General features: G+C 35.8%; 32 protein-coding genes and 1 pseudogene. 14 read left to right on the plus strand and 19 right to left on the minus strand.

Going from position 1 to position 25,256, the window contains the following annotated elements:
• The first annotated feature begins 39 nt into the window (after positions 1–39).
• From ACJ5H0_RS12730 to ACJ5H0_RS12740, 3 genes are all read left to right on the plus strand, one after another.
• On the plus strand, positions 40–528 hold the full coding sequence (locus ACJ5H0_RS12730) for a TlpA family protein disulfide reductase (RefSeq protein WP_411249821.1): 489 nt from the start codon (positions 40–42) through the stop codon (positions 526–528).
• Positions 529–542: 14 nt separating this feature from the next.
• Positions 543–1,202 (plus strand): thioredoxin family protein, encoded by a 660-nt coding sequence (locus ACJ5H0_RS12735; RefSeq protein WP_411249822.1) that lies wholly within the window; start codon positions 543–545, stop codon positions 1,200–1,202.
• An 86-nt stretch (positions 1,203–1,288) separates the two neighbouring features.
• Complete coding sequence (locus ACJ5H0_RS12740; RefSeq protein WP_411249823.1) at positions 1,289–1,684, plus strand: ribosomal maturation YjgA family protein; 396 nt, start codon at positions 1,289–1,291, stop codon at positions 1,682–1,684.
• A 14-nt stretch (positions 1,685–1,698) separates the two neighbouring features.
• On the opposite strand, the gene ACJ5H0_RS12745 is transcribed toward ACJ5H0_RS12740, so the two are convergent.
• From ACJ5H0_RS12745 to ACJ5H0_RS12770, 6 genes are all read right to left on the minus strand, one after another.
• On the minus strand, positions 1,699–2,088 hold the full coding sequence (locus tag ACJ5H0_RS12745; protein WP_411249824.1) for a hypothetical protein: 390 nt from the start codon (positions 2,086–2,088) through the stop codon (positions 1,699–1,701).
• A gap of 9 nt (positions 2,089–2,097) precedes the next feature.
• Positions 2,098–2,505, minus strand: coding sequence for a YARHG domain-containing protein (locus ACJ5H0_RS12750; RefSeq protein WP_411249825.1), 408 nt, complete (start codon positions 2,503–2,505; stop codon positions 2,098–2,100).
• A 185-nt stretch (positions 2,506–2,690) separates the two neighbouring features.
• Positions 2,691–3,008, minus strand: a complete 318-nt coding sequence (locus ACJ5H0_RS12755; protein WP_411249826.1) for a hypothetical protein — start codon at positions 3,006–3,008, stop codon at positions 2,691–2,693.
• Positions 3,005–3,295: a DUF2306 domain-containing protein gene (locus ACJ5H0_RS12760; protein ID WP_337249970.1), complete on the minus strand. Its 291-nt coding sequence runs from the start codon at positions 3,293–3,295 to the stop codon at positions 3,005–3,007. Before ACJ5H0_RS12760 ends, ACJ5H0_RS12755 begins: the two co-directional genes overlap by 4 nt.
• Positions 3,186–3,596: a DUF2306 domain-containing protein gene (locus ACJ5H0_RS12765; RefSeq protein WP_411249827.1), complete on the minus strand. Its 411-nt coding sequence runs from the start codon at positions 3,594–3,596 to the stop codon at positions 3,186–3,188. The genes ACJ5H0_RS12760 and ACJ5H0_RS12765 overlap by 110 nt, the downstream gene beginning before the upstream one ends.
• 82 nt (positions 3,597–3,678) lie before the next feature.
• Positions 3,679–4,881, minus strand: a complete 1,203-nt coding sequence (locus tag ACJ5H0_RS12770; RefSeq protein WP_306613264.1) for a BaiN/RdsA family NAD(P)/FAD-dependent oxidoreductase — start codon at positions 4,879–4,881, stop codon at positions 3,679–3,681.
• A gap of 112 nt (positions 4,882–4,993) precedes the next feature.
• Here ACJ5H0_RS12770 and ACJ5H0_RS12775 point away from each other — a divergent pair, with 112 nt between their 5' ends.
• From ACJ5H0_RS12775 to ACJ5H0_RS12785, 3 genes are all read left to right on the plus strand, one after another.
• Positions 4,994–5,488, plus strand: a complete 495-nt coding sequence (locus tag ACJ5H0_RS12775; RefSeq protein WP_172281867.1) for an acyl-CoA thioesterase — start codon at positions 4,994–4,996, stop codon at positions 5,486–5,488.
• Positions 5,489–5,571: 83 nt separating this feature from the next.
• The gene (gene thiL, locus ACJ5H0_RS12780; protein WP_411249828.1) at positions 5,572–6,636 is read left to right on the plus strand and encodes a thiamine-phosphate kinase; all 1,065 of its coding nucleotides are present in this window, start codon (positions 5,572–5,574) and stop codon (positions 6,634–6,636) included.
• 231 nt (positions 6,637–6,867) lie between these two features.
• Positions 6,868–7,776, plus strand: a complete 909-nt coding sequence (locus ACJ5H0_RS12785; RefSeq protein ID WP_172281872.1) for a DUF6268 family outer membrane beta-barrel protein — start codon at positions 6,868–6,870, stop codon at positions 7,774–7,776.
• A gap of 1 nt (position 7,777) precedes the next feature.
• Here the strand turns inward: ACJ5H0_RS12785 and ACJ5H0_RS12790 are convergent, their stop codons facing one another.
• The 8 genes and pseudogenes from ACJ5H0_RS12790 to pepT all read right to left on the minus strand — a co-directional run bounded on the left by ACJ5H0_RS12790 (position 7,778) and on the right by pepT (position 15,897).
• Positions 7,778–8,515, minus strand: coding sequence for a LytR/AlgR family response regulator transcription factor (locus ACJ5H0_RS12790; RefSeq protein ID WP_273650312.1), 738 nt, complete (start codon positions 8,513–8,515; stop codon positions 7,778–7,780).
• The gene (locus ACJ5H0_RS12795) at positions 8,502–9,566 is read right to left on the minus strand and encodes a sensor histidine kinase (RefSeq protein WP_411249829.1); all 1,065 of its coding nucleotides are present in this window, start codon (positions 9,564–9,566) and stop codon (positions 8,502–8,504) included. The genes ACJ5H0_RS12790 and ACJ5H0_RS12795 overlap by 14 nt, the downstream gene beginning before the upstream one ends.
• A 69-nt stretch (positions 9,567–9,635) precedes the next feature.
• A complete protein-coding gene (locus tag ACJ5H0_RS12800; RefSeq protein WP_411249830.1) occupies positions 9,636–9,755 on the minus strand; it encodes a hypothetical protein in 120 nt (39 codons plus the stop codon).
• A gap of 31 nt (positions 9,756–9,786) precedes the next feature.
• Positions 9,787–10,233 carry a porin family protein gene (locus ACJ5H0_RS12805; RefSeq protein ID WP_411249831.1) on the minus strand — a complete coding sequence of 149 codons (447 nt, stop codon included), beginning with the start codon at positions 10,231–10,233 and terminating at the stop codon, positions 9,787–9,789.
• Between the two features lie 289 nt (positions 10,234–10,522).
• On the minus strand, positions 10,523–11,995 hold the full coding sequence (locus ACJ5H0_RS12810; RefSeq protein ID WP_411249832.1) for an RCC1 domain-containing protein: 1,473 nt from the start codon (positions 11,993–11,995) through the stop codon (positions 10,523–10,525).
• Between the two features lie 744 nt (positions 11,996–12,739).
• Entirely contained in the window at positions 12,740–12,979 is a 240-nt protein-coding gene (locus ACJ5H0_RS12815) for a hypothetical protein (protein WP_411249833.1), read from the minus strand.
• Between the two features lie 170 nt (positions 12,980–13,149).
• Positions 13,150–14,466 (minus strand): hypothetical protein, encoded by a 1,317-nt coding sequence (locus ACJ5H0_RS12820; protein ID WP_411249834.1) that lies wholly within the window; start codon positions 14,464–14,466, stop codon positions 13,150–13,152.
• Positions 14,467–14,648: 182 nt separating this feature from the next.
• Positions 14,649–15,897: pseudogene (gene pepT / locus ACJ5H0_RS12825) on the minus strand (peptidase T).
• 186 nt (positions 15,898–16,083) lie between these two features.
• Here pepT and ACJ5H0_RS12830 point away from each other — a divergent pair.
• Together ACJ5H0_RS12830 and ACJ5H0_RS12835 are read left to right on the plus strand one after the other, a co-directional pair.
• A complete protein-coding gene (locus tag ACJ5H0_RS12830) occupies positions 16,084–16,932 on the plus strand; it encodes a hydroxymethylglutaryl-CoA lyase (protein ID WP_411249835.1) in 849 nt (282 codons plus the stop codon).
• Positions 16,933–17,024: 92 nt separating this feature from the next.
• The gene (locus ACJ5H0_RS12835; RefSeq protein WP_411249836.1) at positions 17,025–17,867 is read left to right on the plus strand and encodes a sulfurtransferase; all 843 of its coding nucleotides are present in this window, start codon (positions 17,025–17,027) and stop codon (positions 17,865–17,867) included.
• A 47-nt stretch (positions 17,868–17,914) separates the two neighbouring features.
• Here ACJ5H0_RS12835 and ACJ5H0_RS12840 read toward each other — a convergent pair whose 3' ends face one another.
• From ACJ5H0_RS12840 to ACJ5H0_RS12860, 5 genes are read right to left on the minus strand one after another with little or no spacing between them, the layout of a single operon-like run.
• The gene (locus ACJ5H0_RS12840) at positions 17,915–18,241 is read right to left on the minus strand and encodes an SUF system Fe-S cluster assembly protein (protein WP_089028448.1); all 327 of its coding nucleotides are present in this window, start codon (positions 18,239–18,241) and stop codon (positions 17,915–17,917) included.
• Positions 18,242–18,244: 3 nt separating this feature from the next.
• Complete coding sequence (locus ACJ5H0_RS12845; RefSeq protein ID WP_411249837.1) at positions 18,245–18,949, minus strand: 3'-5' exonuclease; 705 nt, start codon at positions 18,947–18,949, stop codon at positions 18,245–18,247.
• Between the two features lie 14 nt (positions 18,950–18,963).
• Positions 18,964–19,311 (minus strand): tRNA-binding protein, encoded by a 348-nt coding sequence (locus ACJ5H0_RS12850; RefSeq protein WP_273650321.1) that lies wholly within the window; start codon positions 19,309–19,311, stop codon positions 18,964–18,966.
• A complete protein-coding gene (locus ACJ5H0_RS12855) occupies positions 19,308–19,817 on the minus strand; it encodes a hypothetical protein (RefSeq protein ID WP_411249838.1) in 510 nt (169 codons plus the stop codon). The genes ACJ5H0_RS12850 and ACJ5H0_RS12855 overlap by 4 nt, the downstream gene beginning before the upstream one ends.
• Before the next feature lie 40 nt (positions 19,818–19,857).
• Positions 19,858–20,787 (minus strand): NADP-dependent oxidoreductase, encoded by a 930-nt coding sequence (locus tag ACJ5H0_RS12860; protein WP_411249839.1) that lies wholly within the window; start codon positions 20,785–20,787, stop codon positions 19,858–19,860.
• Between the two features lie 281 nt (positions 20,788–21,068).
• On the opposite strand from ACJ5H0_RS12860, the gene ACJ5H0_RS12865 reads away from it, so the two are divergent.
• From ACJ5H0_RS12865 to ACJ5H0_RS12890, 6 genes are all read left to right on the plus strand, one after another.
• Positions 21,069–21,644, plus strand: a complete 576-nt coding sequence (locus ACJ5H0_RS12865; protein WP_411249840.1) for a DUF4840 domain-containing protein — start codon at positions 21,069–21,071, stop codon at positions 21,642–21,644.
• Between the two features lie 109 nt (positions 21,645–21,753).
• Positions 21,754–22,320: an RNA polymerase sigma factor gene (locus ACJ5H0_RS12870; protein WP_411249841.1), complete on the plus strand. Its 567-nt coding sequence runs from the start codon at positions 21,754–21,756 to the stop codon at positions 22,318–22,320.
• Complete coding sequence (locus ACJ5H0_RS12875) at positions 22,313–23,050, plus strand: hypothetical protein (protein WP_411249842.1); 738 nt, start codon at positions 22,313–22,315, stop codon at positions 23,048–23,050. Before ACJ5H0_RS12870 ends, ACJ5H0_RS12875 begins: the two co-directional genes overlap by 8 nt.
• The gene (locus tag ACJ5H0_RS12880; RefSeq protein WP_411249843.1) at positions 23,028–23,711 is read left to right on the plus strand and encodes an outer membrane beta-barrel protein; all 684 of its coding nucleotides are present in this window, start codon (positions 23,028–23,030) and stop codon (positions 23,709–23,711) included. Before ACJ5H0_RS12875 ends, ACJ5H0_RS12880 begins: the two co-directional genes overlap by 23 nt.
• 44 nt (positions 23,712–23,755) lie before the next feature.
• A complete protein-coding gene (locus tag ACJ5H0_RS12885; RefSeq protein WP_273650327.1) occupies positions 23,756–24,730 on the plus strand; it encodes a T9SS type A sorting domain-containing protein in 975 nt (324 codons plus the stop codon).
• A 181-nt stretch (positions 24,731–24,911) separates the two neighbouring features.
• A complete protein-coding gene (locus ACJ5H0_RS12890) occupies positions 24,912–25,247 on the plus strand; it encodes a YbaK/EbsC family protein (protein WP_411249844.1) in 336 nt (111 codons plus the stop codon).
• Positions 25,248–25,256 lie beyond the last annotated feature (9 nt).

The raw sequence follows: 25,256 nt of genomic DNA on the forward strand, positions 1-25,256 counted from the left end.
AAAATCATTAATCAATGAAACTTTTTATTAATTTTGAATATGGAGCATTTCTTAAAAATTTTATTCCTATCATTAGGAGTTACCATTTCAAAGGCACAGCAGACTGAAATTTCTTCTGTGAAATATGAAGAGCTTGAAAAACGTATTCAGCAGGAAACCGATAAGTTCCTTGTCCTGAACTTTTGGTCAACGACTTGTGCTCCATGTGTAAAAGAACTTGCTGATTTTATGGAAGTAAATAACAAGAATAAAGACAATCAGAAATTTAAAATGATTTTAGTTTCACTCGACAGATTAGCGGATAAAGAAAAAGTGCTAAAGTTTATCACAAATAAAAAGCTTACTGCTGAAGTTATTTTATTGGATGATATCAAAAGAATGAATACATGGATTCCCCGGTTCGAAAAAAACTGGGATGGAAATATTCCCGTAACTTTGTTTTATAAAGGAGGCGAAAAGATCTTTTTTAATGATGGAGAAATGAGCAAAACTGAACTTGAGTCTGTTATTAATAAAAATTTACTTTAAATATTTATAATACTATGAAGAACATAAAAATTATCATAACATCTTTTATTATTGGTTTCGGCTTATTGAGTTTTACCGCAAAGAATAATGAGAACACAGTAAAAGAGAAATATAGTTTTATAAGATCTGAAAAAGGATACGAAATAGGAGATGAGGCAACAGATTTTAAACTGAAAAATATTGATGGCAAAATAGTTTCCCTTAGTGATTATAAAAGTGCTAAAGGATTTATTATTATTTTCACCTGTAACCATTGCCCGTATGCTAAGAAATACGAAGACAGGATTATTGCGCTGGATAAAAAATACAAAGAACAAGGTTATCCCGTAATTGCCATTAACCCGAATGATCCGAATGTACAACCGGAAGACGGATATCAGCAAATGATTGAAAGGGCTAAACAAAAAGGCTTTACATTTCCTTATTTAGTGGATGAGGGACAAAAAATTTATCCTCAGTATGGGGCAACTAAAACGCCGCATGTTTTTATTTTACAAAAAGAAAATGGAAAGAATATAGTTAAATATATAGGAGCGATCGATAACAATTACGACAATCCCAATGATGTTTCAGAGTATTACGCACAAGATGCAGTCAATGCTTTACTAAAGGGAGAGCCTGTTAAAATGACAAAAACGGTTGCAATAGGATGTACCGTAAAAGTAAAAAAATAATCTCCTATTTGTAATAAAAAATGAATAAAGCGGGCACATGCCCGCTTTATTATATCCAGTATAATGACTTTGGTTAAACCAGGAAAATGAAACTACAATTTAATATCAAATACCTTATTCTGACGATTCTACTATTTCTGACAGAAGTCATAATTGCTACTGCATTAAAAAATGTTTTCTTTGTCAGGGCCTATTTGGGAGATGTTATTGTTGTAATCCTTCTTTATACTTTTGTCAAAAGCTTCATTACAATTGATAATACAAAACTTATTACAGGAATTTTTATATTCTCATGTATCATTGAATTTGCTCAGTATTTTAATGTTGCAGAAAAAGCAGGCTTCCAAAAAGGAAGCCTGATGTATATTGTTATAGGAAATTCATTTTCATGGGTAGATATCGCATGTTATGCGATAGGATGTTTATTTCTCTATCTTATCATAAAAGTAGCTGAAAATAAATCATTCCAGCCAGAAAATTAGAGGCTGTTTCATTTTCATTTTGATCTTTTCTCCATTTTTTTTCTCCGGGAATCCATTTTGTATGTACACTGTGAAGAGCCTTCAGGAATTCTTTTTTTTATGATTTCATTTTCGTAGGATTCTATTTGTATCTGGCTCATGCTGCCATCTTTTTCTACTATAAATGTAGCTACCGCTTTTGCTGTACTGGTATTGAGCCTGGTTAATAATGACGTTTGGAAATTGCTTTGAATCTTTCTTACAAATGCCTGATGACCACCAGGAAATTCAGGGTTTTTGTATCCGGCAAGTTCGTCGGGAGAAATAACCGAATGGTTTTTCTGAGTGGAAGCAGAGTCTTTTTGTGCAGAAAGAAAGACCATGCAGAAAATTAAAGCAAAAAGGCTAAGATATTTTTTTATCATCTTTTATTTTTAACGGCCAAATCTGTCGTATTTATCCTCGGCATATTTGATGAAACGGTTTAATAAAGCAACATTTTCCTTTTCTACTGGAGATAGATCATGATCTACATTATTCGAAACGGGAATATACCAGTCTGTATGTTCAAAGAAGTTTCTGTAGGTTTCTTTTTTAAATGAGTATCCATGTCTTGCAAAGACAGAGTTTTTGATGATTTCCATATCAAGTTTTCTCAGGTTTTTAAGATCTTTTTCTGTTAACTTCTGTTTGGAAGCATTGATTTTAAAAATAGCCTCAGAAGCGACCCTGTTTTTCGAGGTTGTATAGCTTTCTGTTTTTCCCGTCTCTTCATCAGTATACTTTTCAATAAAATCTTTAGGATTCGACCAATCTACCAGGTCAGAGTTTTCGTCCAGCATAAAGTTAGGGTTATACACAAAATCTTTTTTTTATAAGCTTTAACGTCTTTGAAGGGGACTTTACTGCTGTTTTATTGAAGGCTGTCCATTTACCTGTTAAGCTATCGTTATTGAGCTTTATTTCAAATCTTCCGTCGGTTTTATCATTTCCGGGTTCATCCAGTACAAAAGACTTTGTTTCTTCATTAAAAATGCCACGGAATGGTCGCTGATTGCCATTTACAATGCTTTGTCCATATACACTGTCTTTGGTAATCTTGTTTATTTTTACAGATATTTTTTTTAAATATATTATCTTCATATTCATTACCGTCATATTCGTCAATCACTTTTTCCTTTCCGCCGAAATCACCCGTGTAGATTCCATAGTATTCTTTATGGATTTCCTGAATTACAACAGAGCCTTTTTTTGCCATTGCAGGGCCTGCACTTTTAGCTTCTTTTTTACAACTTGATAACGCGACTGCTAACAGAGATACTAGAGTGTAATTTAAAATTTTCATAGTATTTTTTTTGTGATTAAAAACTCAATTAAAAGGATATTAGGAATCCAACCAAGCCAGGCAATGATCTGATATACATCCATCGGATTTGGATGAAATAAATATACAATAATAACTTTCCACATTCTTAAAGTAATAGCAGATAGTGTCAATGCAAAACTTCTCCACATCCATTGCTTATGGAGGAGGAATTTTTTTTTGTTTTGCCAGCTTAAAGGCTTTGAAGGTCGTAATCCACCACAGGATTCCCAGAATAATAAAAGAAAATTTTGAAAGGAATCCTCCATTGGCAAATATACCCATATAAACTCCCGAGGGAGCAGAGAGGCATAATACCACAAAAATATAGCTCTTTCCTATATTTTTGTGTAGGCTTTTCAAACCGAAATCTTTTCTCAGAATCGCTAAAAAGCCCAGTAACAGTACAAATATACTGGTATAAACATGAGTGTAGAAGAGGTAAAGATATTCAGGTCTATGACTTACCTCCGTCTGTTTGATCTGTAAAAAGCTTACTTCAGGGCTTATAGGAATATATTCCAGGGTAATTTGAAGCATAAGCCAAAAGAAATAACCGAATCCTATCATTAAAAGGATTTTAAGAATATTCTGATATTTCTTTTGAATTAAAAACACTGCAATTACATCCTTGTTATAATTGACTAGATAATCATTTCATGTTCAGATCCTGTGCAATCAACCATGCTTCACTCCAGCATGCCTGAAAATTGAACCCACCCGTTACTGCATCAATATTTAATACTTCACCGGCAATATAAAACCGAGGAAGGATCTTTGAAGACATATTTTTAAAGTTGATTTCTTTTAAATCCACTCCTCCGGCAGTTACAAATTCATCTTTAAAGGTTGATTTGCCTGTAACCTGAAGTTTTTTAGAGCAGAGACTGATTAGGATCGCCTGCATTTCCTTTCCGGAAATATGAGCTACCTGTTTGTTGAGATCTATTTTTAAAGTGTCAAGAATTTTCTGCCAGAATCTGTTGGTAACTTCAAATATTTTTGACTGACCTATGGTCTTTTTAGGATTGCTGTGTCTGAAGTTTTGAAATATCTCCTCTGCTTCATCTAGTGTTTTTGAAATGAAATTTACTTCAATTTCAAAGTTATATTTCACCTTTGCCAGATTGATCGCCTCCCAGGCCGAAATTTTCAGTATGGCAGGTCCGGATAATCCCCAATGTGTTATCAGGAGCGGCCCACTTTCCGCTGTTTTCAACTTTGGTATTGAAACTTCTGCATTTTCAAAGCTGGTTCCTGCAAGGTCTTTCAGAAGATCATTTTTAATGTTGAAAGTAAAAAGTGAGGGAACAAGGCTAATGATTCTGTGTCCTAAACTTTCTACAATTTTCAGAGATTTTGGAGAGCTTCCTGTAGCATAAATGATGTAATCCGCTACAAGGTCTTCCGAACTGGTCTTTACAATGTATCTTTCACCATCCTTTACAATTTCTTTTACAACAGATTTTGTTTTTACATCTATATTTTTCTTTTGGACTTCGTTGAGAAAAGTATTGATAATTGTTTGTGAAGAATTGCTTTCAGGGAAGATTCTATTGTCATTTTCTATTTTCAACGAAATGTTTCGTTGTTCAAACCATTCCATGGTGTCTCCGGGCTGAAATTTGGTAAAAACACTTAAAAGTTCTTTGTTCCCACGAGGGTAAAACTGAATCAATTCTTTGGGGTCAAAACAAGCGTGACTTACATTACAACGACCTCCTCCTGAGATTTTTACTTTCTGGAGGACATCCGAGTTTTGTTCGAGAATAATAATTTTATATTTGGTTTCGTCAAGGTTGGATGCACAGAAAAACCCCGCTGCACCTCCTCCGATAATAATAATTTGTTTCATGTACCTGTAATCTTATGGTGAAGATTATTTTTCCAAAAGTACAATTTTTATAAACCATCTTATTTGAGTATTTTTGAAGATTATAATTTTATTATTCTAAATACAATTTCAAATGACATTCTACCATACCTTCGAAGTGCGTTGGAGCGATCTTGACGCCAACAAACACTTAGCAAATTCATCTTATGTGCAGTATTGTGCACAAGCCAGGATGGCTTTTATGACAAAAGAAAAAATGGGAGTTACCCAGTTGAGTCGATGGGGGATAGGACCTGTTATGCTTCATGAAAGATATTCTTTTTTTAAAGAAATCTATGCTGATCAGACGGTGATCGTGAGTGTGGAAATAGGCGGTTGCTCGGAAGATTCTTCCATCTACCGTTTTATACACAAATTCTATACTCCGGATGGTGTGCATTGTGCAACGTCTGAAGCTACAGGGGTATGGATTGATATGATGCTGAGAAAAATGACCACTCCTCCGGATGATGTTATTGAAGCAATGAATAAATATAAAACACCAGACACTGAAGTTTTAACCAGAGAGGATTTTAAAAAGTTTCCTTTCCATCCTCATAACATTGATCCTTCAGAGTTTAACAAATAAATGATAATTGATAAATGATCATAGATAAAAGAATATCGAACATCATTTATCAATTATCTGTCATCATTTATAAATAAAAAGATATGTTTGAAGATAAATCTCAGGAACTAACACCCATTTCCAAATTAGGAGAATTTGGATTGATCAAACACTTAACGGAACATTTTCCATTGTCCAATGAATCTTCGGAGCTTGGAGTTGGAGATGATGCAGCAGTTATCAATCCGGGCGGAAAGAAAGTGGTCCTTACAACTGATGTATTGGCAGAAGGAGTTCACTTTAATCTGGGGTATGTTCCATTAAAGCATTTAGGATACAAAGCTGTCGTTGTCAATTTAAGTGATGTAGCGGCGATGAATGCTACTCCTACACAGATTTTAGTTTCTCTTGCCGTTTCCAACCGGTTTCCGGTAGAAGCTTTAGAGGAAATCTATTCCGGTATCCAGGCTGCTTGCGCGAGATACAAAGTAGATTTAATAGGAGGAGACACCACCAGTTCTAATACAGGGTTGGTAATGAGTATTACCGCGATAGGAATTGAAGATGAAGAGAATCTGGTTAAAAGAAGTGGTGCGAAGCCGAACGATTTATTGGTCGTAAGCGGAGATCTTGGAGGAGCCTATATGGGGTTACAGATTTTAGAAAGAGAGCATGCCGTTTTCCTGGCAAATCCGAATATGCAGCCGGAAATGGAAGGATACGATTATATTCTGGAAAGACAATTAAAGCCAGAGGCAAGAACGGATGTTAAAACGATCCTTAAAGAGCTGGATATAAAACCAACTTCTATGATCGATATTTCTGATGGGCTTGCTTCTGAAATACTGCACCTTTCTGACCAGTCAAAAGTCGGATTCAGGCTATATGAAGAGAAGATCCCTATGGATAGCCTTACGATCTCAACTGCTGATGAAATGAATTTGAATCCTGTTGTAACAGCATTAAGTGGAGGTGAAGATTACGAATTATTATTTACAATCGCACCGGCAGATTTTGATAAAATAAAAAACCACCCTGATTTTACGATTATAGGACATGCTGTAGATAAGGAGGACGGGAATTTTATGGTGGCCAGAGGTTCCAACCAGCTGATACCGCTTACGGCGCAAGGCTGGGATGCTTTTTTGGGAAACCAGCAGGGAGAATAAAGTAATACTTAATTTTCAATATTGTTAGAAGCCACAGTACTAGTACTGTGGCTTTTTTATTGTATTGCTGCGCTGAGACTAAGCCGTATGAGATCATAAATAAGGACAGGAACAAGCGTATGGCATCTATTGGTCATGCAGTTATTTCAGGTCATCACAAGATGTACACACTTAATCAAGTATTTTTTGTTTCGCTTTTTGAATACCCTCTCTTTGTGAAAATTTTACATTATGAAGAAGGGTCTTTTGATTGCCTTTTATGGTTTTACTCATTTAAGTTGTCTGCTCAACGCACAATCCGGGTTATCCGGAGAATTAAAAACGGAATATATTCCTTATTCAAGTTACATCCGCCCTGAGGATAGTATGAAAACGGATTCCAAAAGTGATTTTAAGAGAATGGATATAAGCTTCAGCATTCCTCTTTCCATGAAAAAAATAAGTGAAGGAAAAATAAAATCATGGTCATTACTTGTTAACGGATCTTATGCTAAACTGTCCCATAAGAACTATGAAACTCATTTATTTCCTGATCAGATGCTGAATGCGCAGGTTGGATTACAGCATATAAGACCTTTGGGTGGAAAATGGAGCATGATGGTTACCGCTTCAGCCGGCGTTTATACCGACCTTGAAAATGTAAACTTTGATGATGTTTTAGGCCAGGGAGGTTTATTGTTTATAAAAAACTTTACTCCTAATCTTGCGCTTGGAGCAGGCCCTGTGCTTACTACTGCATTTGGAGTACCCATGATTATGCCCTGGATCTATTTCGATTGGAAAACGGGAAATAAAATCAAATTCAACATCAACTTTCCTGAAGGAATGGAGGCGGGCTATCAGTTTTCAGATAAATTTGCTATCAAGGCAGTCGTTGGATTAAACGGGATGACGGTAGAAAGGAATAAAGGAGGAAAATCCACGTTGCTTGGCTATCAGCAAATCACAGCAGGGATACGGCCTGAATTACAGATCAGCAAAAATGTAAGTCTACGTCTTACTGGAGGAACTGCTCTCCTGAGGAGCTTTAGTGAAAATGACCGTAAGATCAAAAGCATATTTAAATCAAAAAAGATGGAAGATCCTCGTTTTGCTTCCACCTTTTATATGGCTGTTTCTCTTCGCTGGAATCTCCCTTAATTTATTTACTTATGAGCTTCTTATAGACGACCTGGTTAAGCAATTCTTCTTTACGGGTTCTCGAAATAGGAAGCTCTGTTTTATTAATATAAAGCCTGCCTCCTGCAATCATTTCAATATGAGTGATATTGATGAGAAATGATTTATGGATTCTAAAAAAATGCTCAGGGGATAAGGACTCCTCGATAGCTTTCATTGTCTGATGAATGACAAGTGTTTTATCTTTAAAATGCAGTTTGGTGTAGTTCTGCATGCTTTCAATATATAAAATATCTACCCAGGAAACCTTTATAAAGGTGTCGGATTGACGTACATATAAGTAAGGATCATCCAGAGAAATATTTCTTTTGGATCTTTCAAATAAAATGAATTGCTGCTGTGCCTTATTTACTGCCTGGTAAAAACGATTAAATGCTATAGGTTTTAAAAGGTAATCTACAATCTGTAGTCTGTAGCCCTCTAAGGCATATTCTGAGTAAGCAGTTGTGAAAATACATAAGGGCGGATTCTCCAGTTGTTCCAAAAAATCAAGGCCTGTAAGATAAGGCATATTAATATCCAGAAAGATGAGGTCAATTTGATTCTCTTGTATTTTGTTATTAGCCTCTAATGCGGTAGCACAGGTATCCACAACTTCCAAAAAATCAATTTGATCCGCCATGTCTTTTAGATAGAATCTTGCCAAGGGTTCGTCATCTATAATCAGACATTTCATTTTGGGAATATTATTGTTTGTCATTTTCCTGAGAGAGATTTAGGATTAAAGAAATTTTGTAAACATGATTATCAGACTCCACATTGAGAGAGTATGAATCCGGGTACTGAAGGTCAAGTCTTTTCTGTACATTATTAAGCCCTATTCCATGAGCACCATCTTTACTTTTATGCACAGTTATACTGGAGTAGGAATTTTCCACATAAAAAGAAAGTTGGTTATCTTCTTCCTTACATGAAATTAAGATATAACCTTTATGCCCCGGCAAGCGGCAAACATATTTAAAGGCATTTTCAATAAAAGGAACGAGAAGAAGGGGAGCAATAGTCGCTTTATCGGTGGAAAGTTCCCAGGTTGCTTTTACATCCAGTTCATTTCCCCAACGCAATTTTTCAACTTCTACAAGATTTTGTAGGTATTCAACATCTTTTTTAAGCAGGACCTGATTCTGATTACAGTGATAAAGCTGATACCTCAGTATATCTGAAAACTTTAGCAATAAAAATGAAGCAAGCTCAGTATTGGTTTTCATCAGGATATGAATATGATTGAGAATATTGAAAACCAAATGGGGATTTATCTGGTCCTGTAATAGCTTAAGCTGATTTTCCAGATGGGCTTGTTGCAAAAGAATGTGATCCCTTTCAATTTTTCCGTGTTCCTGATAAAATGTTATTCCGCACGCTGTTCCATTAATAAGAAAGGATGCAGGAAGAGCTAAATAAAATCCTTTCCATAAAATAGGGAGGTGACTTTTAAAACCAGGAGATAGGGGTGTTCTGGAATCTACTTCTATATAAGCAAAAACAAAAGAGTAAATAAAGCTCAGTAAAAGAATCATAATCGTTGCCTGGAGTAGGAATTTTTTCATTTTCCTCTCTTTTAAGGCTTGCGGGAGTAATTTTTTTGTTAAAAACTGAGTGAAAATAAAGGAGCTTATTACAATGGCTAACGTCTGGATAAGTGAATTGTATCTGCCGGAATCTGCCTGGAAATTAATCCACATGGTTATCCCGAAAATCAGCCAGAAACCAATAACAAATAGATGTTTTCTTACGATAAAAGATTTAAGCATATTTTAATAGGGTAAAAAATTAGAAACTGCAGGAAATGCAGTTTCTAATGGTAAAGATAATTTAAGTTTTTAGAACAGGAAGTATCCGATTCCAAGCGAGAAGCTGTGAGGTTTGGATTTAAATTCTTTGCTGATGCTGGTGAGTCCTGTTTCGTACCTCAGATCAACGGTGAAGTTTTTATAATCCACACCAATTCCACCGGTAATACCAATATTGGATTTATAGAATTTTTTTTAAACCTTCGCGCAGTGCTTTTGAGGTAGAAATATTATCATTAAATCCATAACTGTAAACTCCTCCGGCAAAAGCTCGGACATTAAAATCTTTGGAACTTACGATCTTATAACCTGCTACAACAGGGATATCGATTGAATTCCATTTCAATTGCGAAGAACTTCCATCTTTTAAGTCATATGATGTTTTTCTTTTGTTGAATATAGCTTCTCCCTGAAGGTATATCCGGTTAAAGTCTACTCTTGCCATAAGTCCCGCCTGATATCCCATTCCATATTTTCCGCTCAGGTCAGAAGAGGCAGAAGATGTTTTAGTGAAATTTGTACCGGCTTTAACTCCAATATGAACGATTGTTGTTTGTTGTGCGTTGGCTTCTACTGAGCAGGTAATACAAAGCAATAAAGAGCTTACTGCTAAAAAACGTTGTTTCATAATAATAAATAGTATTAAATCTGGTGCAAAACAACAGCAGTGAGCGTGAAAATGAAATTTTATTTGATGAAGAGCATGGGTGTTTTGATAAAAGGAAGCTTTTGTATCGAGTTGAGCTCATCTTCGTTAATAGGTATTTCATGTAATCATTGATAAAGTATCCTGATTGTGCCATTATCTAAAGATGCCAGGCAATAACAAAAGCTATTCTTTGTGTATAAAAAAGACTGCCTTAGTTTAAGGCAGCCTTTTAATAACTAATATCAGTTAAATGAGTATCGTAATCAACTTACTTATCTTCATACACAGGAACCAAAATATTTGATCCAGACTCGTTCAGTCTTCCTAATTGTCTGTAAGCGCCTTGTCCTGCTCCGTATAGTACATTTCTTTTATTGGAAGCAGGAAGATACATATTGTTGTATCCCAGACTAACTCCGCTATATTCAAAACCATTAAGGTGAGCTGGGGTAATGCTTGTAACGGTGTTTAAGGTATTTGTATTTCCAGTCCCAAAACGACCGTTGGTATTGAGTCCAACACCATAGATATTATTCTGGTTGGTGATAAAAGCGACACCATTATTCATTGAGAACTCTGTAAAACGTTCTCCGGATTGAAGGTTAGGAGTTAAATTTGTAGGTCCCGAATATACGCTTCCTCCTCCAAAATATAACATATAACCAAAAGCAAAGAACCTTCCCTGATCAGTGATAAATCCACCTCCATAATTGGAGTAATCATCAACTTGTACTTTCACTACTTTTTCTCCTGAATTCAATGTAAATTGGGAATTAAGAAGAGTAGGGGTAGTAGCGGTTCCTACATTAGTTGGAAGCCCTATTCTTCTGTACGTTGTACTATTAAGTCCCCATGTGTAAACATTTCCATCACTGGTAACTGCGATAGCTCCATAGATAAATACATCCATATCTATAACTTCCATCCCGTTAAAGAAATTAATTTTTGTAAAGGTATCGGCTTGGCCGGTTGTTGTTCCGTCACCCAAAACACCATACCCATTATATCCTGTTACATAGAGTTGATTATCCTCCCCTAAAACAAGAGAATTGTATTGTCCGGTTCTTGCTTTTTTAGCTTTAACACCTCCGGGAAGCGCAACTTGTCGTGGGGAAGCTACAGTAGTGGTATTTCCGGTTCCGTTCTTTCCATAGCTATTTTGTCCCCATACCCAGAGCTCGCCACTTGTAGTAATAGCCATTCCATTATATCGCCCCATAGTAAGCTCCTTACAAGAGCGGCCTAAAATAAGAGACGGGTATTTTGATCCAGCTGTTAAAGCTCCTAGCTGATTGGAAGATTGAAGTCCCATACCATAAACATAATTGTTTTTATAAGGGTCTATGTATGTTGCTGCATAGAGGTCAGCAGCAGCTACCTTATTAGCTCTGGCTGGCTTATTACCATTATAGGTTATTTCTGTTTGGATTAAGTTTTCTACTTCTGTTTCATCTATAAGACAAGAACTCCACCCTTGGGAATCATCTGTTGTTTTCAACCTAAGGCATCGTTTGTTATTATCATAAACAACAGTAGCTTCTACTGGAGTTGTATTGCTGTTGCTTACTGCAACATCGGTAGAGTCCACGCGGGGCATTACCAAACCCATTTGTTTGTTTGGTATGTTTTGTAAATGCAGAATTCCTTGTGGGGAGGTGGTATTTACCCCGACCTGAGCATAAGTTATGCTGGATAAAAAGATTGTTGTCACCAACAATAGTAGGTTTTTTAATTTAGTCATTGCTTGTGTTTTTAATTGGTTATATAATATTATTAAGATGAATTGTCTCCTTCTTTTTCTTTTATATTATTAAATCACAGGAGAAGGATTTTTTTTTATGTCGGATTTTTACCGCAAATACATATTTTGCATTAAAAATGAGCTACTTAATTTATTTTAGTGCTAATTAACGATGCTAAAAAGAATAAGCAATTTGGTGCAATCGTGGGAACTAATAAATCTATCTCCTTTTTTTTATAAAAATTTTTTTTCAGCGCGAAAATATAAAATATATTTAAGCTAAATGACTGTAAAAAATTATCTATTTTATTGATATAAAGCGTTTTGTATTTATTGTTTCGGTGTAATTAATCAAAAAAATAAACTGCAAAAGCTTTTATTGTTTATAAAACATCTAATTTTTATCAAAAACATGATTTATATCATGTTTTTTTAGTTGGTTTTGTGAAAGTAACTATTATGGGTTGTGGGAGTCTTTTTTAGTTGAAACTTATTTCGGTTTTAGTTCCATTACGAATAATTGAATTATATGCTTGTTTCTACTTAAAGGAATAAAGATTTATGGTAATAAATAGGACTAACCAGGCGCAAACCAGCTGTCGCTAGTGAGTGCAGGATGAGTTTTCTAAGAAGAAGAGCACTCGTGTTTTGATAAAGGACTTTATGTAAATTAGTTTCCCCTCAATGATTTTATTTGATAAGTAGGCAAAAAAAATCGGAAAAGTAATTTTCCGATTGATATTATTAAAATGGTTCTTCTTCACAAATCATCCCTTGGGGACAGCCGCTTCCGGGATTTCCACCACTACCGGGGCTGCCGATACTTACACAGGTTCCCGGGTTACCATCGTCCTGCATTTCACATGCCTTACCATAAGTGCATTCACAATCTGTCCAACAATATGCGGAGTCTCCGCTGCTGTGGCAGCCATTTCCTCCGCTACCCAGAATTGTTAGCAAATTTTTTCTAAATAGTTTTTTCATAATGTAATTTGATTTTTTGTAGTAATAAATATATTAAAAAAAAACACCTTCACTTTAAAATATAATTATTTATAAATAAAATACTTACAGGCTAAATGATGTTGTTATGCTCCAAAAGCAAGAAACCACAACAATTGTCGTGGCTTCTCTTTTATTTAAGTGATAATATATTAAAATTCGATCTCTTTGTGATATAGAGGATATTCTCTTTGGAAAAGGGGAATGGTTCCTTCATATCTTAGTGGGAAGACTCCAAATCCATAAAACATGTCTGCCTGGATTTTTGCCTTTAGGTCAATAATACCCTTCCTTTGTGGTATAAGCTGTACACCTAAGGCAGCAATAGTTGAGGCTCTGCCCCTTAGTCCTGAATTGGCAATAGGTACTGTTAGAAATTGTAAGCCAACAGCGCCTTTTGCTTCCAGACCTATTTCCGCAGATAACGTGCCTTCCAGAGAAGTGATGCTGAAATCAGATCTTTTTTCCAAGCTGATGTTTAGAGCCGGGTTTTTTGAAACCAGGAAATTGGCTGTCCCTCCTACATCAAGAAGGTTTACTTTTGCTTTGCCGGTCGCCCCGATTCCAAGAAAAGGACCTGCAGATATTGTAGGACTCAGTACAAGCCCGGTCGGACCTAATACGATAGGTACAATTGGAATGCTTACAAAATCTGTAGTACTTACCGTGTAACCTACTGATGCTTGAATATCCGCAGTGGACTGTAAAACAATATCATCCATGATAAAGTTTACAGAAAAGTTGGTCAGATGTCCCCATGAAAATGTAATATTGTAATCAATTTTAGGAGTTACACCGCCTTTTACATTTACGCTTGAAGCTAATCCTACCGGACCAACTTGTTGATTAATAGGAAAAGTCCTGTTAAAGTTGAAACGATTAAAAGTAACCAGTTTCTGATCACTTAGACTTTTAGCTTCTATATTGATGATTTTATTGTTTAATTCCTGGGAAATAAAGCCTTCAACCGGAACATAATTTACCATCCTCCCATTAACACTGAGGGGAGCTTTGCCTGAGGGGTCGTAAATTCCACTCAACGTTCCACTATATATAAATTCTTCAAGTTTAGCGCTTGATGTCTGCACAAAATACTGATTATTTGTTTTAGTTACAGATTGTACTTTAGAAAGGATCGTCTTTACCTGATCTCCTTCTATTTTTGTTCCAACCAAAACACTCCCGGCCTGAATGTCATCAGTTTGATCGGTTGCTTTATTAAAGGTAATATTCTGATTATTCAGTTTGGAAATTGCTGATACGGATTCATCATCAAGAATAATGACATTTTTCTGTAAAGTAAGATTTCCCAGAGTTTTGAAGCTACCGGATTCTGTTTGAGGTGCTACCGGGTCCTCGTTCAAATTGTCCTGTGAACAGGAAGTTAGAATTACTGCTGTGAATATAGAAAGAATTATAAGGTTAAAAAATCTTCTATAAGTTCTGAAATTGTTAAAGTTGTTTTTCATAAGCGAAAGATTTTTAGTTCTTCCAAGTTACAGATTAATTTTATTTAATCACTATGAAGAGAAGTAGAAAATAAAAAAACCGTTATGCATATAATAATTTGTTAATGAGATGATTGTGTGAAAAAGAAAAAGCCTCCGTTCCAACAGAGGCTTATTATTTAATATTTAAATCAAATGCTTTATTACTTCTTTACAATATTGATTATAACTTCAGTAGCTTTTTCCATGCTTTCTAATGCAACATATTCATAACGGCCATGAAAATTGATTCCACCAGCGAAGATATTTGGACAAGGAAGTCCCATATAAGATAATTGTGCCCCATCTGTACCTCCTCTGATCGCTTTTATCTTAGGCTCAATATCAGCTTCCCTCATTGCTTTGGCTGCAAGATCAATGATATGCATTTTTCCTTCGAACTGCTGTTTCATGTTACGATACTGTTCCTTAATCTCAATTTCTGCAGTCCCTTCACCGTGTTTTTCATTAAATGCTGCAACTTTTTGCTCAATGAATTTTTTTCGTGCTTCAAATTTTTCATCATCATGATCACGGATTATATATTGAAGCTTGGCTTCAGAAATATCAGCAGTAATATCCATCAGGTGATAAAACCCGTCAAATCCTTTAGTTGTAGATGGTGTTTCGTTCGCTGGAAGAGATTGTGCAAACTCAGCAGCTAAAAGACTCGCATTGATCATTTTTCCATATGCATAACCAGGGTGTACGCTTAATCCATGGATTTTTACAACAGCTCCGGCAGCGTTAAAATTTTCATATTCTAACTCCCCAACTTCACCTCCGTCCATTGTATAAGCCCATTCTGCTCCGAATTTTGCTACATCAAACTTATGAGCACCTCTTCCGATCTCTTCATCAGGTGTAAAACCAATCGCAATTCTTCCGTGTTTGATCTCAGGGTGAGCGATAAGATATTCAGCAGCCGTAACAATTTCTGCACATCCGGCTTTGTCATCAGCTCCGAGAAGGGTATTCCCATCTGTTGTGATCAAAGTTTGCCCAATATATTTTTTTTAAACTTTCAAATTTTGAAGAGGAAAGAGTGAATCCGGTTGCCTTATTAAGAAGGAGGTCTCCACCATCATAGTTATCCCAAACCTGAGGATTTACATTTTCACCACTGAAGTCGGGTGAAGTATCATAATGTGAAATAAATCCAATGGTAGGTTGGTCATTATTCTCAAGATTAGATGGAACATAACCCATAATATAACCATTGTCATCAATAGAAACATTCTCCAGACCGATTGTTTTTAATTCCTCAACAATATAATTAGCGATGTCCCATTGCTGCGGAGTAGAAGGAGTTGCTTCACTCTCTGCATCACTTGTTGAATATATTTTTACATAGTTAAGAAAACGATTCAATAACTTCTCTCTCCATAATTGGTTGAATTCTATAGTACTCATTATCCGGTATAAATTTTAACAAAGTTAGCAAATTTGATGCTCAGAATACATTATTTGCGGCTGAATATCAGTTATTGAAATTTTGAATCATATATAAATAATTGAAAATCAAAATTATGTTAGCTTTGTATTGATCGTAGATAAACTTGTTAAGTTTTATTATATTTGAGAAAATCTAAAGTGAAAATGTTTCTTACCGAATGTCCTAGGGATGCCATGCAAGGCTGGGGGGAATTTATTCCCACAAATAAAAAAATTGATTACATCAACTCTCTGATGGAAGTGGGATTTGATGTGTTGGATAGCCTAAGTTTTGTCTCTCCAAAAGCTATCCCGCAAATGGCTGACTCTGATGAGGTTGCTGAAAATATAGACAAATCTTTATCAAATACGAAGATTTCTGCCATTATAGGAAATTACAGAGGAGCTGAAAAAGCACTAAAGCATCAGGCTGTAGATATTCTGGGGTTTCCTTTTTCAATATCTGAAACTTTTCAACACAGGAATACTAACAAAAATCAGGAAGAAGCTTTTAATGAGATCATTAAAATGCAGGAGCTTGTAAAATCAGAGAATAAGGAACTGAATATTTACTTTTCCATGGCTTTCGGAAATCCATACGGAGAAATGTGGAAGTTGGAAGATGTAGAGTTTTGGGCTCAAAGATTTTCGGAGATCGGAATTGAAAATATTTTGTTGTCCGATACAACAGGCGTTGCAACTCCCGAAAAAATTGCCCTTTTATTCGAAAAAATACCCGCAAAACATCCTGAAATTAATTTTGGAGGACATTTTCATAACCGATATGAAGATTCTTATTCCAAATTAAAGGCGGCTTATGACCAGGGGTGCAGAAGGTTTGATAGTGCTATTAAAGGAATTGGAGGATGTCCTATGGCGGAAGATGATCTGGTAGGTAATATGCCTACCGAGCAGGTAATTAACTTTATGAGTGTAGAGAAGATAGACCATAATCTTAATCTTTTAAACTTCGAGAGCTCATATAATAAAGCAAAAGATATTTTTCATTTTTAAAATATAAAATCAATCAGTAGGCGGGTCTTAGCCCGTATTTGAATTATTATATCATTCGGCTTTAGCCAGAACCTAATTAACAAAAGAATTGTATGTCCCCGATTATTTCAGCTTCACAATTAAGAAATTTAGAAACTCAAAATCTAATCATCCTTGATGCACGAGTAGGTAAAGATATATACCAGAGTTATTTGGAAAAGCATATTAAGGGAGCGCGATTCATCAATCTAGATACAGATCTTGCTGAAATCGGAGAAGATGCAGCTTTTGGAGGAAGGCATCCTTTACCCGGGATTGAAGAATTTGGTAGAACATTGGCAGCCCTGGGGATTTCTGAAGATAGCCATGTGGTTATCTACGATGATAAAAATGGTACCAATGCGGCTGCAAGAGCATGGTGGATGTTACGTTCTTTTGGACTTAAAGAGGTTCAGGTTTTAGATGGTGGGTTTCAGGCGGCTGAAAGAGAAGGTGTGGAATGTGCATCAGGAGAGGAGGTTTATGAAAAAACTGCACCTATGCAAAATCAAAGATGGCTTCTGCCAACATCAAGCCTGGAAGATGTTGAAAATGAATTAATAAACAACTCTTCGACAGTAATTGATGTACGGGATGCTTACCGTTATAAAGGAGAGTCTGAATCGATTGATTTGATAGCGGGGCATATTCCCGGAGCGATTAATATTCCTTTTTCAGAAAATCTTGATGAAAACGGGAATTTCCTTAAACCAGAAGTCTTAAAAGAAAAATATTCAAAATTATTAAAGGACAAATCTCAAAACCTGATCATTCACTGTGGTTCAGGAGTAACGGCATGTCATACTATATTAGCTTTGGACTATGCCGGCTTACCAATCCCTGATCTTTATGTAGGTTCGTGGAGCGAATGGAGCAGAAGAGAAGGAAAAAAAATAGCAACAGAGACTGAAAAATAAAACCGCAGGAATTATTCCTGCGGTTTTTTTATTTTCTATTCTGATTTTTAGAGCATTCCTAGTTCGAATTTGGCTTCCTCACTCATCATATCTTTATTCCAGCTTGGCTCAAAAGTAAGTTCTAAATCAACACTGTTTACTCCTTCTACACTTTGAACCTTATCCTTTACCTCTTGCGGTAATGTTTCTGCAACCGGGCAGTTTGGAGTTGTAAGAGTCATGATGATCTTAACATCGCCATCCTCAGAAATCTGTACATCATACACAAGTCCCAATTCATAAATATCCACAGGGATTTCAGGATCGTATACGGACTTAAGTACTCTTATAATTTCTTCTCCTATATCAGCAATTTGATCGTCTGTAAATTTCATTTTTTAATCTTGATTGATATTTCTTTTCAACAAATCTTCCTGCCGCATGCGGCGAAAAACATTTGCCAAAGTTAAGACATCTTTTTCACAATAGTCAACTATTCTTTGCAAGTCTTTCTCTATGTAGTAGATTGATGAAACCATTGAGCCATCTATATCATCTTTGGGCGTTGGAATTCCAAAAACATGCGCTAGCAATTCAAGGGAAATAAACGTTTTATAATCTCCGAACTTCCAAAGGTCCATCGTATCGATATGAGGAATTTCCCAAGGTTTTTTTCCGAACATCTGAAAAGGAACCGGAGGTTGCATTCCATTGATCAGAAAACGGCGTGCAATCCAGGGAAAATCAAACTCTTTTCCATTGTGTGCACATAAAATTACATCCCGTAGCCTTGGACTGTTGAATATTTCTCCGAACTCTGTAAGGAGCTTTTTTTCATCATGATGAGCAAAGCTTTTTATCTTTAAAGTGTCATTCTTTTCTACCATTCCTATGGTAATGCAGATGATTTTCCCAAATTCTGCCATTATTCCTGCTCTTTCAGAATAAAATTCTTCGGCAGAAATATCATCTTTCCGTTGAAATCTGGTTTTTTTATCCCAAAGCTTCTGGTCTGTTTCGGATAAGTCGTCCCATGATCCTGCATTCGGAATTGTTTCAATATCAAGGAATAAGATCTTTTCTAAAGGAATGTGTTGTATCATAAGTATTTTATATTTTATCCCACCTGCATTCCATTTTTTACAGGTAGCGAAGGTGCTAAAAGAGTAACATCACTTTTGTTCTCACCATACAATCCTAAAACAAGGCATTCACTAAAAAAGTTGGCAATTTGTTTTTTCGGAAAGTTCACAACAGCTAAAATTTGTTTTCCAATTAGGTCTTCTTTTTGATATAATGCTGTGATCTGAGCTGAAGATTTTTTAATACCGAGCGGGCCAAAATCAATTTCCAACTGGTAGGAAGGATTCCTTGCCTTTTCAAAATCATTAACGGAAATAATAGTTCCGCATCGGATATCTATTTTCTCAAAATCTGCCCAGGAGATATCTGGTTTTATTATCATGATATTTGGTTTATTAATTGTTCAACTTCTAATTTCTGCCCTGCATATTTTTGCTGTAATTGAGAATTTTCTCCCATTCTTCTGTAGTATTCCAAAGCTTTATTTCCAAAAAACTTTTTATGAAAATCCGAAACTTCAGGAATTTGTGGAAAAATCTGATGAAAAAGCATTTCCGAATATGCCTGAAATTCCCTTTCATTTTTATCTTCAATAAATTGACCAGGAGCTTTCTGCCTTACATGAAGCATTTCATGAGCCAGCATATTCAGAACAAGACTCAAATCAAAATCGAATATGTTTCTGGGGATCATTACCTTTTGAGGGTGACCCAATTGTCCTTCAGCAGTCAATAACATGGAATTAGGGGAGAGTTCCTCCCGGAATCCAAAGCCGGCAAAGTTCTCATGCTCCAGGTTAAAAGTGCGGATCAGATAATTGGCCGCATCTAATATCTGATCATGTTCCTTATATGCCTCAAGATGTAAACTAACCTGTTCAAGGTTCATTCAGATGATGTTTTTAACAAATATATTAAAATAATAAAAACTATATTCTAACTACAATCTTTCCTTTTGTACGATGGGTCTCAATTTCTCTGTGCGCCTCTGCTATTTCGTTCATTGGCAAGATTTCTCCAACAAAAATCTTTAATAATCCTTTTTCGATCAGTTCTGATAGTTTTATCAGGCTTTCCCTTTTAAAAGTAAGCATGGTCCACATCAGATTGATATTGCGTTTTTGTGCCAGTTCAATTGCTTTAGGATCATCTTTAGTATAGGAAGGTAAACAAACGACTTTTCCTCCGGGCTTTACACAATTGATTGATCCGTACAATACTTCTCCACCCATAGTATCAAGGGCAGCATCAAGATCGGATAAGATTTCCTCAAATCTTTGATTTTTATAGTCAATAGGCTGATCCACACCAAGCTCTTTAATGAACTTAATATTTTTACCGGAGGCTGTACCACTCACTGAAGCACCGGCTATTTTAGCCAATTGAACGGCAAAATGACCAACTCCTCCCGCTGCGGACTGAACCAGAATGTGTTCGCCAGACTGAACTTTTAAATGATCATGAATAGCCTGATAAGCGGTGAGACCAGCTAAAGGAGCAGCTGCTGCTTCTTCAAAAGTGATATTTTCAGGCTTTTTTACGAATACTTCCGGACTGACGGCAATATATTCGGCATAAGTTTGAGTAGCTAATCCAAAAACAGCATCTCCGACCTCAACGTTCTGAACATTCTTTCCCACTTCCTCAACAATCCCACTGAAATCTTTTCCTAAAATGGCAGGAAACTTAAGCGTTTTCGATGAAATATGTGAGCCTGCTCTGATTTTTGTTTCTACAGGGTTAATTCCTATTGCTTTTACTTTTATTAAAACCTGATCAGAAGTAATTACCGGCTTTTCTATCTCTGCGATTTTAAGTTGGTCGGCCGTTCCAAATTCATTGATTATAATGGCTTTCATATTATTTTTTTATGATAATCTAATGTATGGATTTTATTGGTTTTTTAAAAAGCATTGCAGGATATTTTAGATATGCAAAGGGGTAATTATTTCGAAGCCTGAATTTACTGGTTTATTATTAAAGTATTGATATTGTGATTTTTTTTTAACTGATAATCAGTTGCTTACTTTTGCGTTTTCATTTTTATTTTAAAAGTTGTGCAAGATTTTAAGAAAAGAGGGTTTATATAAGTGAGTACTCAAAATAAATAAAATAGTGTTTAATGCAACAAATTTAAAAAATGAAGAAATTTATAGTACTTAAAGCTTTTATGGCTGTGTTGATTGGTTTTATGGGACTTAGCTTAATTTCATGTAACAATGACGGACCAGATATTCCACCAGTAAAATTACAAGATGTTATTGGAAATTATAAAGGAAGGCTAATAACAAGTCAGGGAAACAATAAAGCTGAGGCGGTAGTAAGTTTTGCTGTGAAGAAAGACACCATAAAGTTCGCAGACCTTCCCGTAAAAGAAATTGTGAAAGCCGTAGTAAAAGACCCTGCAAAAACTGAAGCTGCTCTTACGGCAATAGGAAAAATAAAATATAACCTTAATTATACAGCTGTGGTAAATGCAAGTTATAATGCAGTGGAATTAACTTTTACTCCTAAGACTTTAGAGCTCAATATTCCAATGGATGGAGCGGTGAAAAAAACAATTGTGACATTTACAGCGAAAGAAAAAGGATTTTATGTTGGCCAGAACTATGCAATGAAATTTGGTTTGGTCGCAGAAAAAATTACGGTAGACGGAACAGTGCTGACACCGTATGAAATGATTAAATATGATTTTCCATATTGTATAAAAAATTAAGTAATAGTTAGATGCAAAATTAAAATAGGTTGCGCTTTGCAATGTTGCAACCTATTTTTGCATCAAGATTTATCAATCATTAAAACGAGGCGTCAGGGAAACATAATCAATGGAGGCAAATAAGGAGCAGATTTTAGTTAATCGTCTTCTCTTAAAAGAAGAAGCTGCATGGAAGGAGCTTTTCGGAGCATATTCCGGGAATCTTTCTTATGTGTGCTCTCGTTATATCATTGATAAGGATGACGTCTGTGACGTACTACAGAATAGTTTTATCAAAATGTTCCGCTCAATAGATTCATTTGAGTATCGGGGAAGCGGATCCCTTAAAGCCTGGATTACCCGTATTGTGGTCAATGAATCACTAAAACATATCAGACAACATTCAGATTTTAAAGTAACGATGAACGATTCTGATATTCCGGATATAACGGACGATGAGGAACCGGAAATAGAAGAGATGCCACAAGAGGCTATGATGGAAATAATCCGTTCACTTCCGGAAGGCTATAGGACTGTTTTTAATCTCTATGTATTTGAAAATAAAAGCCATAAACAGATTGCGGAATTGTTGGGGATAGCAGAGAATTCTTCGGCTTCGCAATTTCACAGAGCTAAAGCTATGCTTATTCAGAAAGTTAAAGAATATAAAATGTTAATAAAAGCGCAATATGAGTAATCAATGGTTAAACGATCTGCGCAGGAAGATGGAAGATCACGAAGGTGATGTTCCGGATGGATTATGGGATAACATCAAAGATGAATTATTCGATAAAAATGAGGATAAAAATATTGTTGGGCTTTTTACTGAAGCAAATAAAGCGATCGATAGTGAAGACTCAGATTCAAATAAAAAAAGAGGGGCATTCATTTATCGTATTGCCGGTATAGCCGCTGCAATTGCATTATTTTTTATTGTGGGTAAACAACTATGGGAGGTAAACCATAATGTTAAACCCAAAATTGCCAAGTCAGAAGATAAGGGTTCTGCTGAAAGTAATTTTCAGACGCCAGATAATCGCATTTCCTCATTTAACGAAAAAGAAGAGTTCGATGTTCTAAAGGAATTTGGGCAGAAGAAAGATCGTACCCCGGATCAGGACATTTTTTCAACGAATGTATATGCATATGGGAATAGGAGAGGTGTAAGAAATGTCCAGTATAGATTAGTAAAGGAAGAAACGGATTTGTTGGCTGGCCTGCACACACAATATGCTCCTGTAATTCAAAATCAGATTCCTGGGATTCGTGAAATGAAGAATCTTTTACCTATTAATAGAGAAGAGGAGATTAACAAACTTATTTCTGAAACAGGCTTAGGTGTTCAGGGCAAATCATTGGCAAATACATTAAAAGAAAAAAAAACAGAAGACCAAAAAGTCATGGATGCTAAGTTTACTGACAGGTAAAGCCTCATCTAACTCACAGCAATTTCCTGGATATGCTACAATCAGCGGTGGTCCGTTAACTCTTGATCAGGTATGGAGTGCATCTGCTTTTTCTGAAGATCCATTTGTAAAAGTTCTTGTGGCTAACCAGAGTCAAAATGTAGAAGCAACGGTAAGGCATAAAGTTCCTCTGAATCTTGGCGTTTCTCTTTATTATAATCTGGGTAAAAAGTGGGGTGTAGGGACTGGTTTAAACTATACTAAACTATCTTCTGAACTTCATTCCGGAAGCCAGTCAAACTTTGTAAAAAGTGAACAGACAATACATTATTTGGGCATTCCTGTTCAGGTTAACTACAACGTTATCCAGAAAGGGAATTTTACGGGTTATGTTACCGCAGGAGCGCTTGCTGAAAAATCCGTTGGAGGAAGCTTCAAGACACAATATATTGTTGATAATGAAGTGAATAGCGAAACAAAAGAAAAGCTTGGAAACCAGCCGGTACAGGTTTCATTAAATACAGCTTTAGGGCTGCAGCTAAAACTTGTTGACAAAATAGGCATATATGCAGAGCCCGGTATAGGCTATCATTTTAAAAACGATGGTGCTTTGAATACAATCTATAAAGAGAAGCCATTGAATTTTAATGTCAAATTCGGAATAAGAGTATTACTTGATTGATTTGTGAGGACCGAAAAATAACAACCAAAATTAAATTAATATCTATGAAAACAAAACTAATTTTTTTATCACTGTTTTTACTTTTAAATCTCTTAAAAGTAAGTGCGCAGTGTTCATTCACACCTACCATTACCAGTCCTAGATTAGGAGCTCAATTTCCCAATAAAGTCGTGTTTTGCAACACGGAATCAGAAGTACTTTCAACACAAACTTATGGTAGTTATCAATGGTACAAACAGGCGTGGACATGGCAGTCCCCCAATACTAATCCTTGGGTTCCTATTTCTGGGGCTACCTCCCAGACTCTGACGATTAATGGTTCAAGTGATATGCTTTATTATTTTAAAGTAGAAGCTACCCTTAATGATTGTACAGCACAAAGCGCAGAAATTATGGCTGATGGATATGCCTATGCACTTCCGGCTATGATGACGACACTCACACCGGGAACTTACGAGAATATAGGTCCGGGAGAATATAATGTATGTAATGGCGCATCGGTACAATTTGATGATATTTTTCCGGTTGTGTATGGAGTTCATACATGGTACAAATGTGCACCGAGCAATATACCACCGGTTTCAGGAGATGGGTGCATCATTTCTGGAGCTACCGGAGATACTTATGTAGCGACAGAATCAGGTGAGTATGGCTTCTATGCATGTACGGCTTATTGTCCTGATCAATGTGAATTCCTGGGATTACAATCTTTTGTAAAGCTAAACTTTGGAAACTGGAACTTTTGTAATCTTGGAACCGGAGAAGTTGATCCTAAAAAAGGGAATGAAATGAGTATTTATCCAAATCCTGCGACTCAGCTTATCTTTATTGGAAAAGATTCGGATAAAGTTTATAAAGAAGTTTCTATAATTGATGCATCAGGAAGACTTGTTTTACAAAAAAAGAACCATACCTATAATCAGCCTATCGATGTAAGCGGTCTTGCTACAGGCAATTATATTATTGTTTCCAAAGATTCTAAAGATAAAATGTACAAAAATAAGTTCATTAAAAAGTAAAATATGAGTGCCCCTTTATAACTCATGTTAGTTTTTTCAATAATTGTGGAGTCGGTGCAGAATTTATTCTGCACCGGTTTTTTTATCCGGAAACAGAACCAATATAGCGTAATGAGTCCTTCTTTTTTGTAAGAAATGAATTATATTTAACAGATGTAATTAGCATTTGTTTGATCATACAATGGGAATAGAAAAAGCAAAACTTCACTTGAAAAAATGGAATAAGGATTCCGAAGTGATGATATTTGATACCTCCTGTGCCACGGTGGAGCTGGCTGCAGCAGCATTGAACATTAGTGGAAATAAAATAGCAAAATCTATTTCATTGTACGATGAGAATAACGATGTTATTTTAATTGTAGCCGCAGGGTACCGGAAGATCGATAATAGAAAGTTTAAAGATGAATTTGGATTAAAGGCAAAGATGCTTGCTTTTGAAGATGTGGAACCTTTGGTAGGACATCCTGTTGGTGGTGTTTGTCCATTTGGTGTCATTTGCAAGTGTCGGTTTTTTTAGACATTTCGC

Origin of the sequence: Chryseobacterium proteolyticum (genome assembly GCF_046591535.1) — a bacterium.
GTDB classification, from domain to species: Bacteria; Bacteroidota; Bacteroidia; order Flavobacteriales; family Weeksellaceae; genus Chryseobacterium; species Chryseobacterium proteolyticum.

Excerpts from the sequence above, each read along its gene's own strand:
- ACJ5H0_RS12730 (WP_411249821.1), top strand. The coding sequence starts at position 40 with ATGGAGCATTTCTTAAAAATTTTATTCCTATCATTAGGAGTTACCATT.
- ACJ5H0_RS12735 (WP_411249822.1), top strand. The coding sequence starts at position 543 with ATGAAGAACATAAAAATTATCATAACATCTTTTATTATTGGTTTCGGC.
- ACJ5H0_RS12740 (WP_411249823.1), top strand. The coding sequence starts at position 1,289 with ATGAAACTACAATTTAATATCAAATACCTTATTCTGACGATTCTACTA.
- ACJ5H0_RS12745 (WP_411249824.1), bottom strand. The coding sequence starts at position 2,088 with ATGATAAAAAAATATCTTAGCCTTTTTGCTTTAATTTTCTGCATGGTC.
- ACJ5H0_RS12750 (WP_411249825.1), bottom strand. The coding sequence starts at position 2,505 with ATGCTGGACGAAAACTCTGACCTGGTAGATTGGTCGAATCCTAAAGAT.
- ACJ5H0_RS12755 (WP_411249826.1), bottom strand. The coding sequence starts at position 3,008 with ATGAAAATTTTAAATTACACTCTAGTATCTCTGTTAGCAGTCGCGTTA.
- ACJ5H0_RS12760 (WP_337249970.1), bottom strand. The coding sequence starts at position 3,295 with ATGGAGGATTCCTTTCAAAATTTTCTTTTATTATTCTGGGAATCCTGT.
- ACJ5H0_RS12765 (WP_411249827.1), bottom strand. The coding sequence starts at position 3,596 with ATGATAGGATTCGGTTATTTCTTTTGGCTTATGCTTCAAATTACCCTG.
- ACJ5H0_RS12770 (WP_306613264.1), bottom strand. The coding sequence starts at position 4,881 with ATGAAACAAATTATTATTATCGGAGGAGGTGCAGCGGGGTTTTTCTGT.
- ACJ5H0_RS12775 (WP_172281867.1), top strand. The coding sequence starts at position 4,994 with ATGACATTCTACCATACCTTCGAAGTGCGTTGGAGCGATCTTGACGCC.
- thiL (WP_411249828.1), top strand. The coding sequence starts at position 5,572 with ATGTTTGAAGATAAATCTCAGGAACTAACACCCATTTCCAAATTAGGA.
- ACJ5H0_RS12785 (WP_172281872.1), top strand. The coding sequence starts at position 6,868 with ATGAAGAAGGGTCTTTTGATTGCCTTTTATGGTTTTACTCATTTAAGT.
- ACJ5H0_RS12790 (WP_273650312.1), bottom strand. The coding sequence starts at position 8,515 with ATGACAAACAATAATATTCCCAAAATGAAATGTCTGATTATAGATGAC.
- ACJ5H0_RS12795 (WP_411249829.1), bottom strand. The coding sequence starts at position 9,566 with ATGCTTAAATCTTTTATCGTAAGAAAACATCTATTTGTTATTGGTTTC.
- ACJ5H0_RS12805 (WP_411249831.1), bottom strand. The coding sequence starts at position 10,233 with ATGAAACAACGTTTTTTAGCAGTAAGCTCTTTATTGCTTTGTATTACC.
- ACJ5H0_RS12810 (WP_411249832.1), bottom strand. The coding sequence starts at position 11,995 with ATGACTAAATTAAAAAACCTACTATTGTTGGTGACAACAATCTTTTTA.
- ACJ5H0_RS12815 (WP_411249833.1), bottom strand. The coding sequence starts at position 12,979 with ATGAAAAAACTATTTAGAAAAAATTTGCTAACAATTCTGGGTAGCGGA.
- ACJ5H0_RS12820 (WP_411249834.1), bottom strand. The coding sequence starts at position 14,466 with ATGAAAAACAACTTTAACAATTTCAGAACTTATAGAAGATTTTTTAAC.
- ACJ5H0_RS12830 (WP_411249835.1), top strand. The coding sequence starts at position 16,084 with ATGTTTCTTACCGAATGTCCTAGGGATGCCATGCAAGGCTGGGGGGAA.
- ACJ5H0_RS12835 (WP_411249836.1), top strand. The coding sequence starts at position 17,025 with ATGTCCCCGATTATTTCAGCTTCACAATTAAGAAATTTAGAAACTCAA.
- ACJ5H0_RS12840 (WP_089028448.1), bottom strand. The coding sequence starts at position 18,241 with ATGAAATTTACAGACGATCAAATTGCTGATATAGGAGAAGAAATTATA.
- ACJ5H0_RS12845 (WP_411249837.1), bottom strand. The coding sequence starts at position 18,949 with ATGATACAACACATTCCTTTAGAAAAGATCTTATTCCTTGATATTGAA.
- ACJ5H0_RS12850 (WP_273650321.1), bottom strand. The coding sequence starts at position 19,311 with ATGATAATAAAACCAGATATCTCCTGGGCAGATTTTGAGAAAATAGAT.
- ACJ5H0_RS12855 (WP_411249838.1), bottom strand. The coding sequence starts at position 19,817 with ATGAACCTTGAACAGGTTAGTTTACATCTTGAGGCATATAAGGAACAT.
- ACJ5H0_RS12860 (WP_411249839.1), bottom strand. The coding sequence starts at position 20,787 with ATGAAAGCCATTATAATCAATGAATTTGGAACGGCCGACCAACTTAAA.
- ACJ5H0_RS12865 (WP_411249840.1), top strand. The coding sequence starts at position 21,069 with ATGAAGAAATTTATAGTACTTAAAGCTTTTATGGCTGTGTTGATTGGT.
- ACJ5H0_RS12870 (WP_411249841.1), top strand. The coding sequence starts at position 21,754 with ATGGAGGCAAATAAGGAGCAGATTTTAGTTAATCGTCTTCTCTTAAAA.
- ACJ5H0_RS12875 (WP_411249842.1), top strand. The coding sequence starts at position 22,313 with ATGAGTAATCAATGGTTAAACGATCTGCGCAGGAAGATGGAAGATCAC.
- ACJ5H0_RS12880 (WP_411249843.1), top strand. The coding sequence starts at position 23,028 with ATGCTAAGTTTACTGACAGGTAAAGCCTCATCTAACTCACAGCAATTT.
- ACJ5H0_RS12885 (WP_273650327.1), top strand. The coding sequence starts at position 23,756 with ATGAAAACAAAACTAATTTTTTTATCACTGTTTTTACTTTTAAATCTC.
- ACJ5H0_RS12890 (WP_411249844.1), top strand. The coding sequence starts at position 24,912 with ATGGGAATAGAAAAAGCAAAACTTCACTTGAAAAAATGGAATAAGGAT.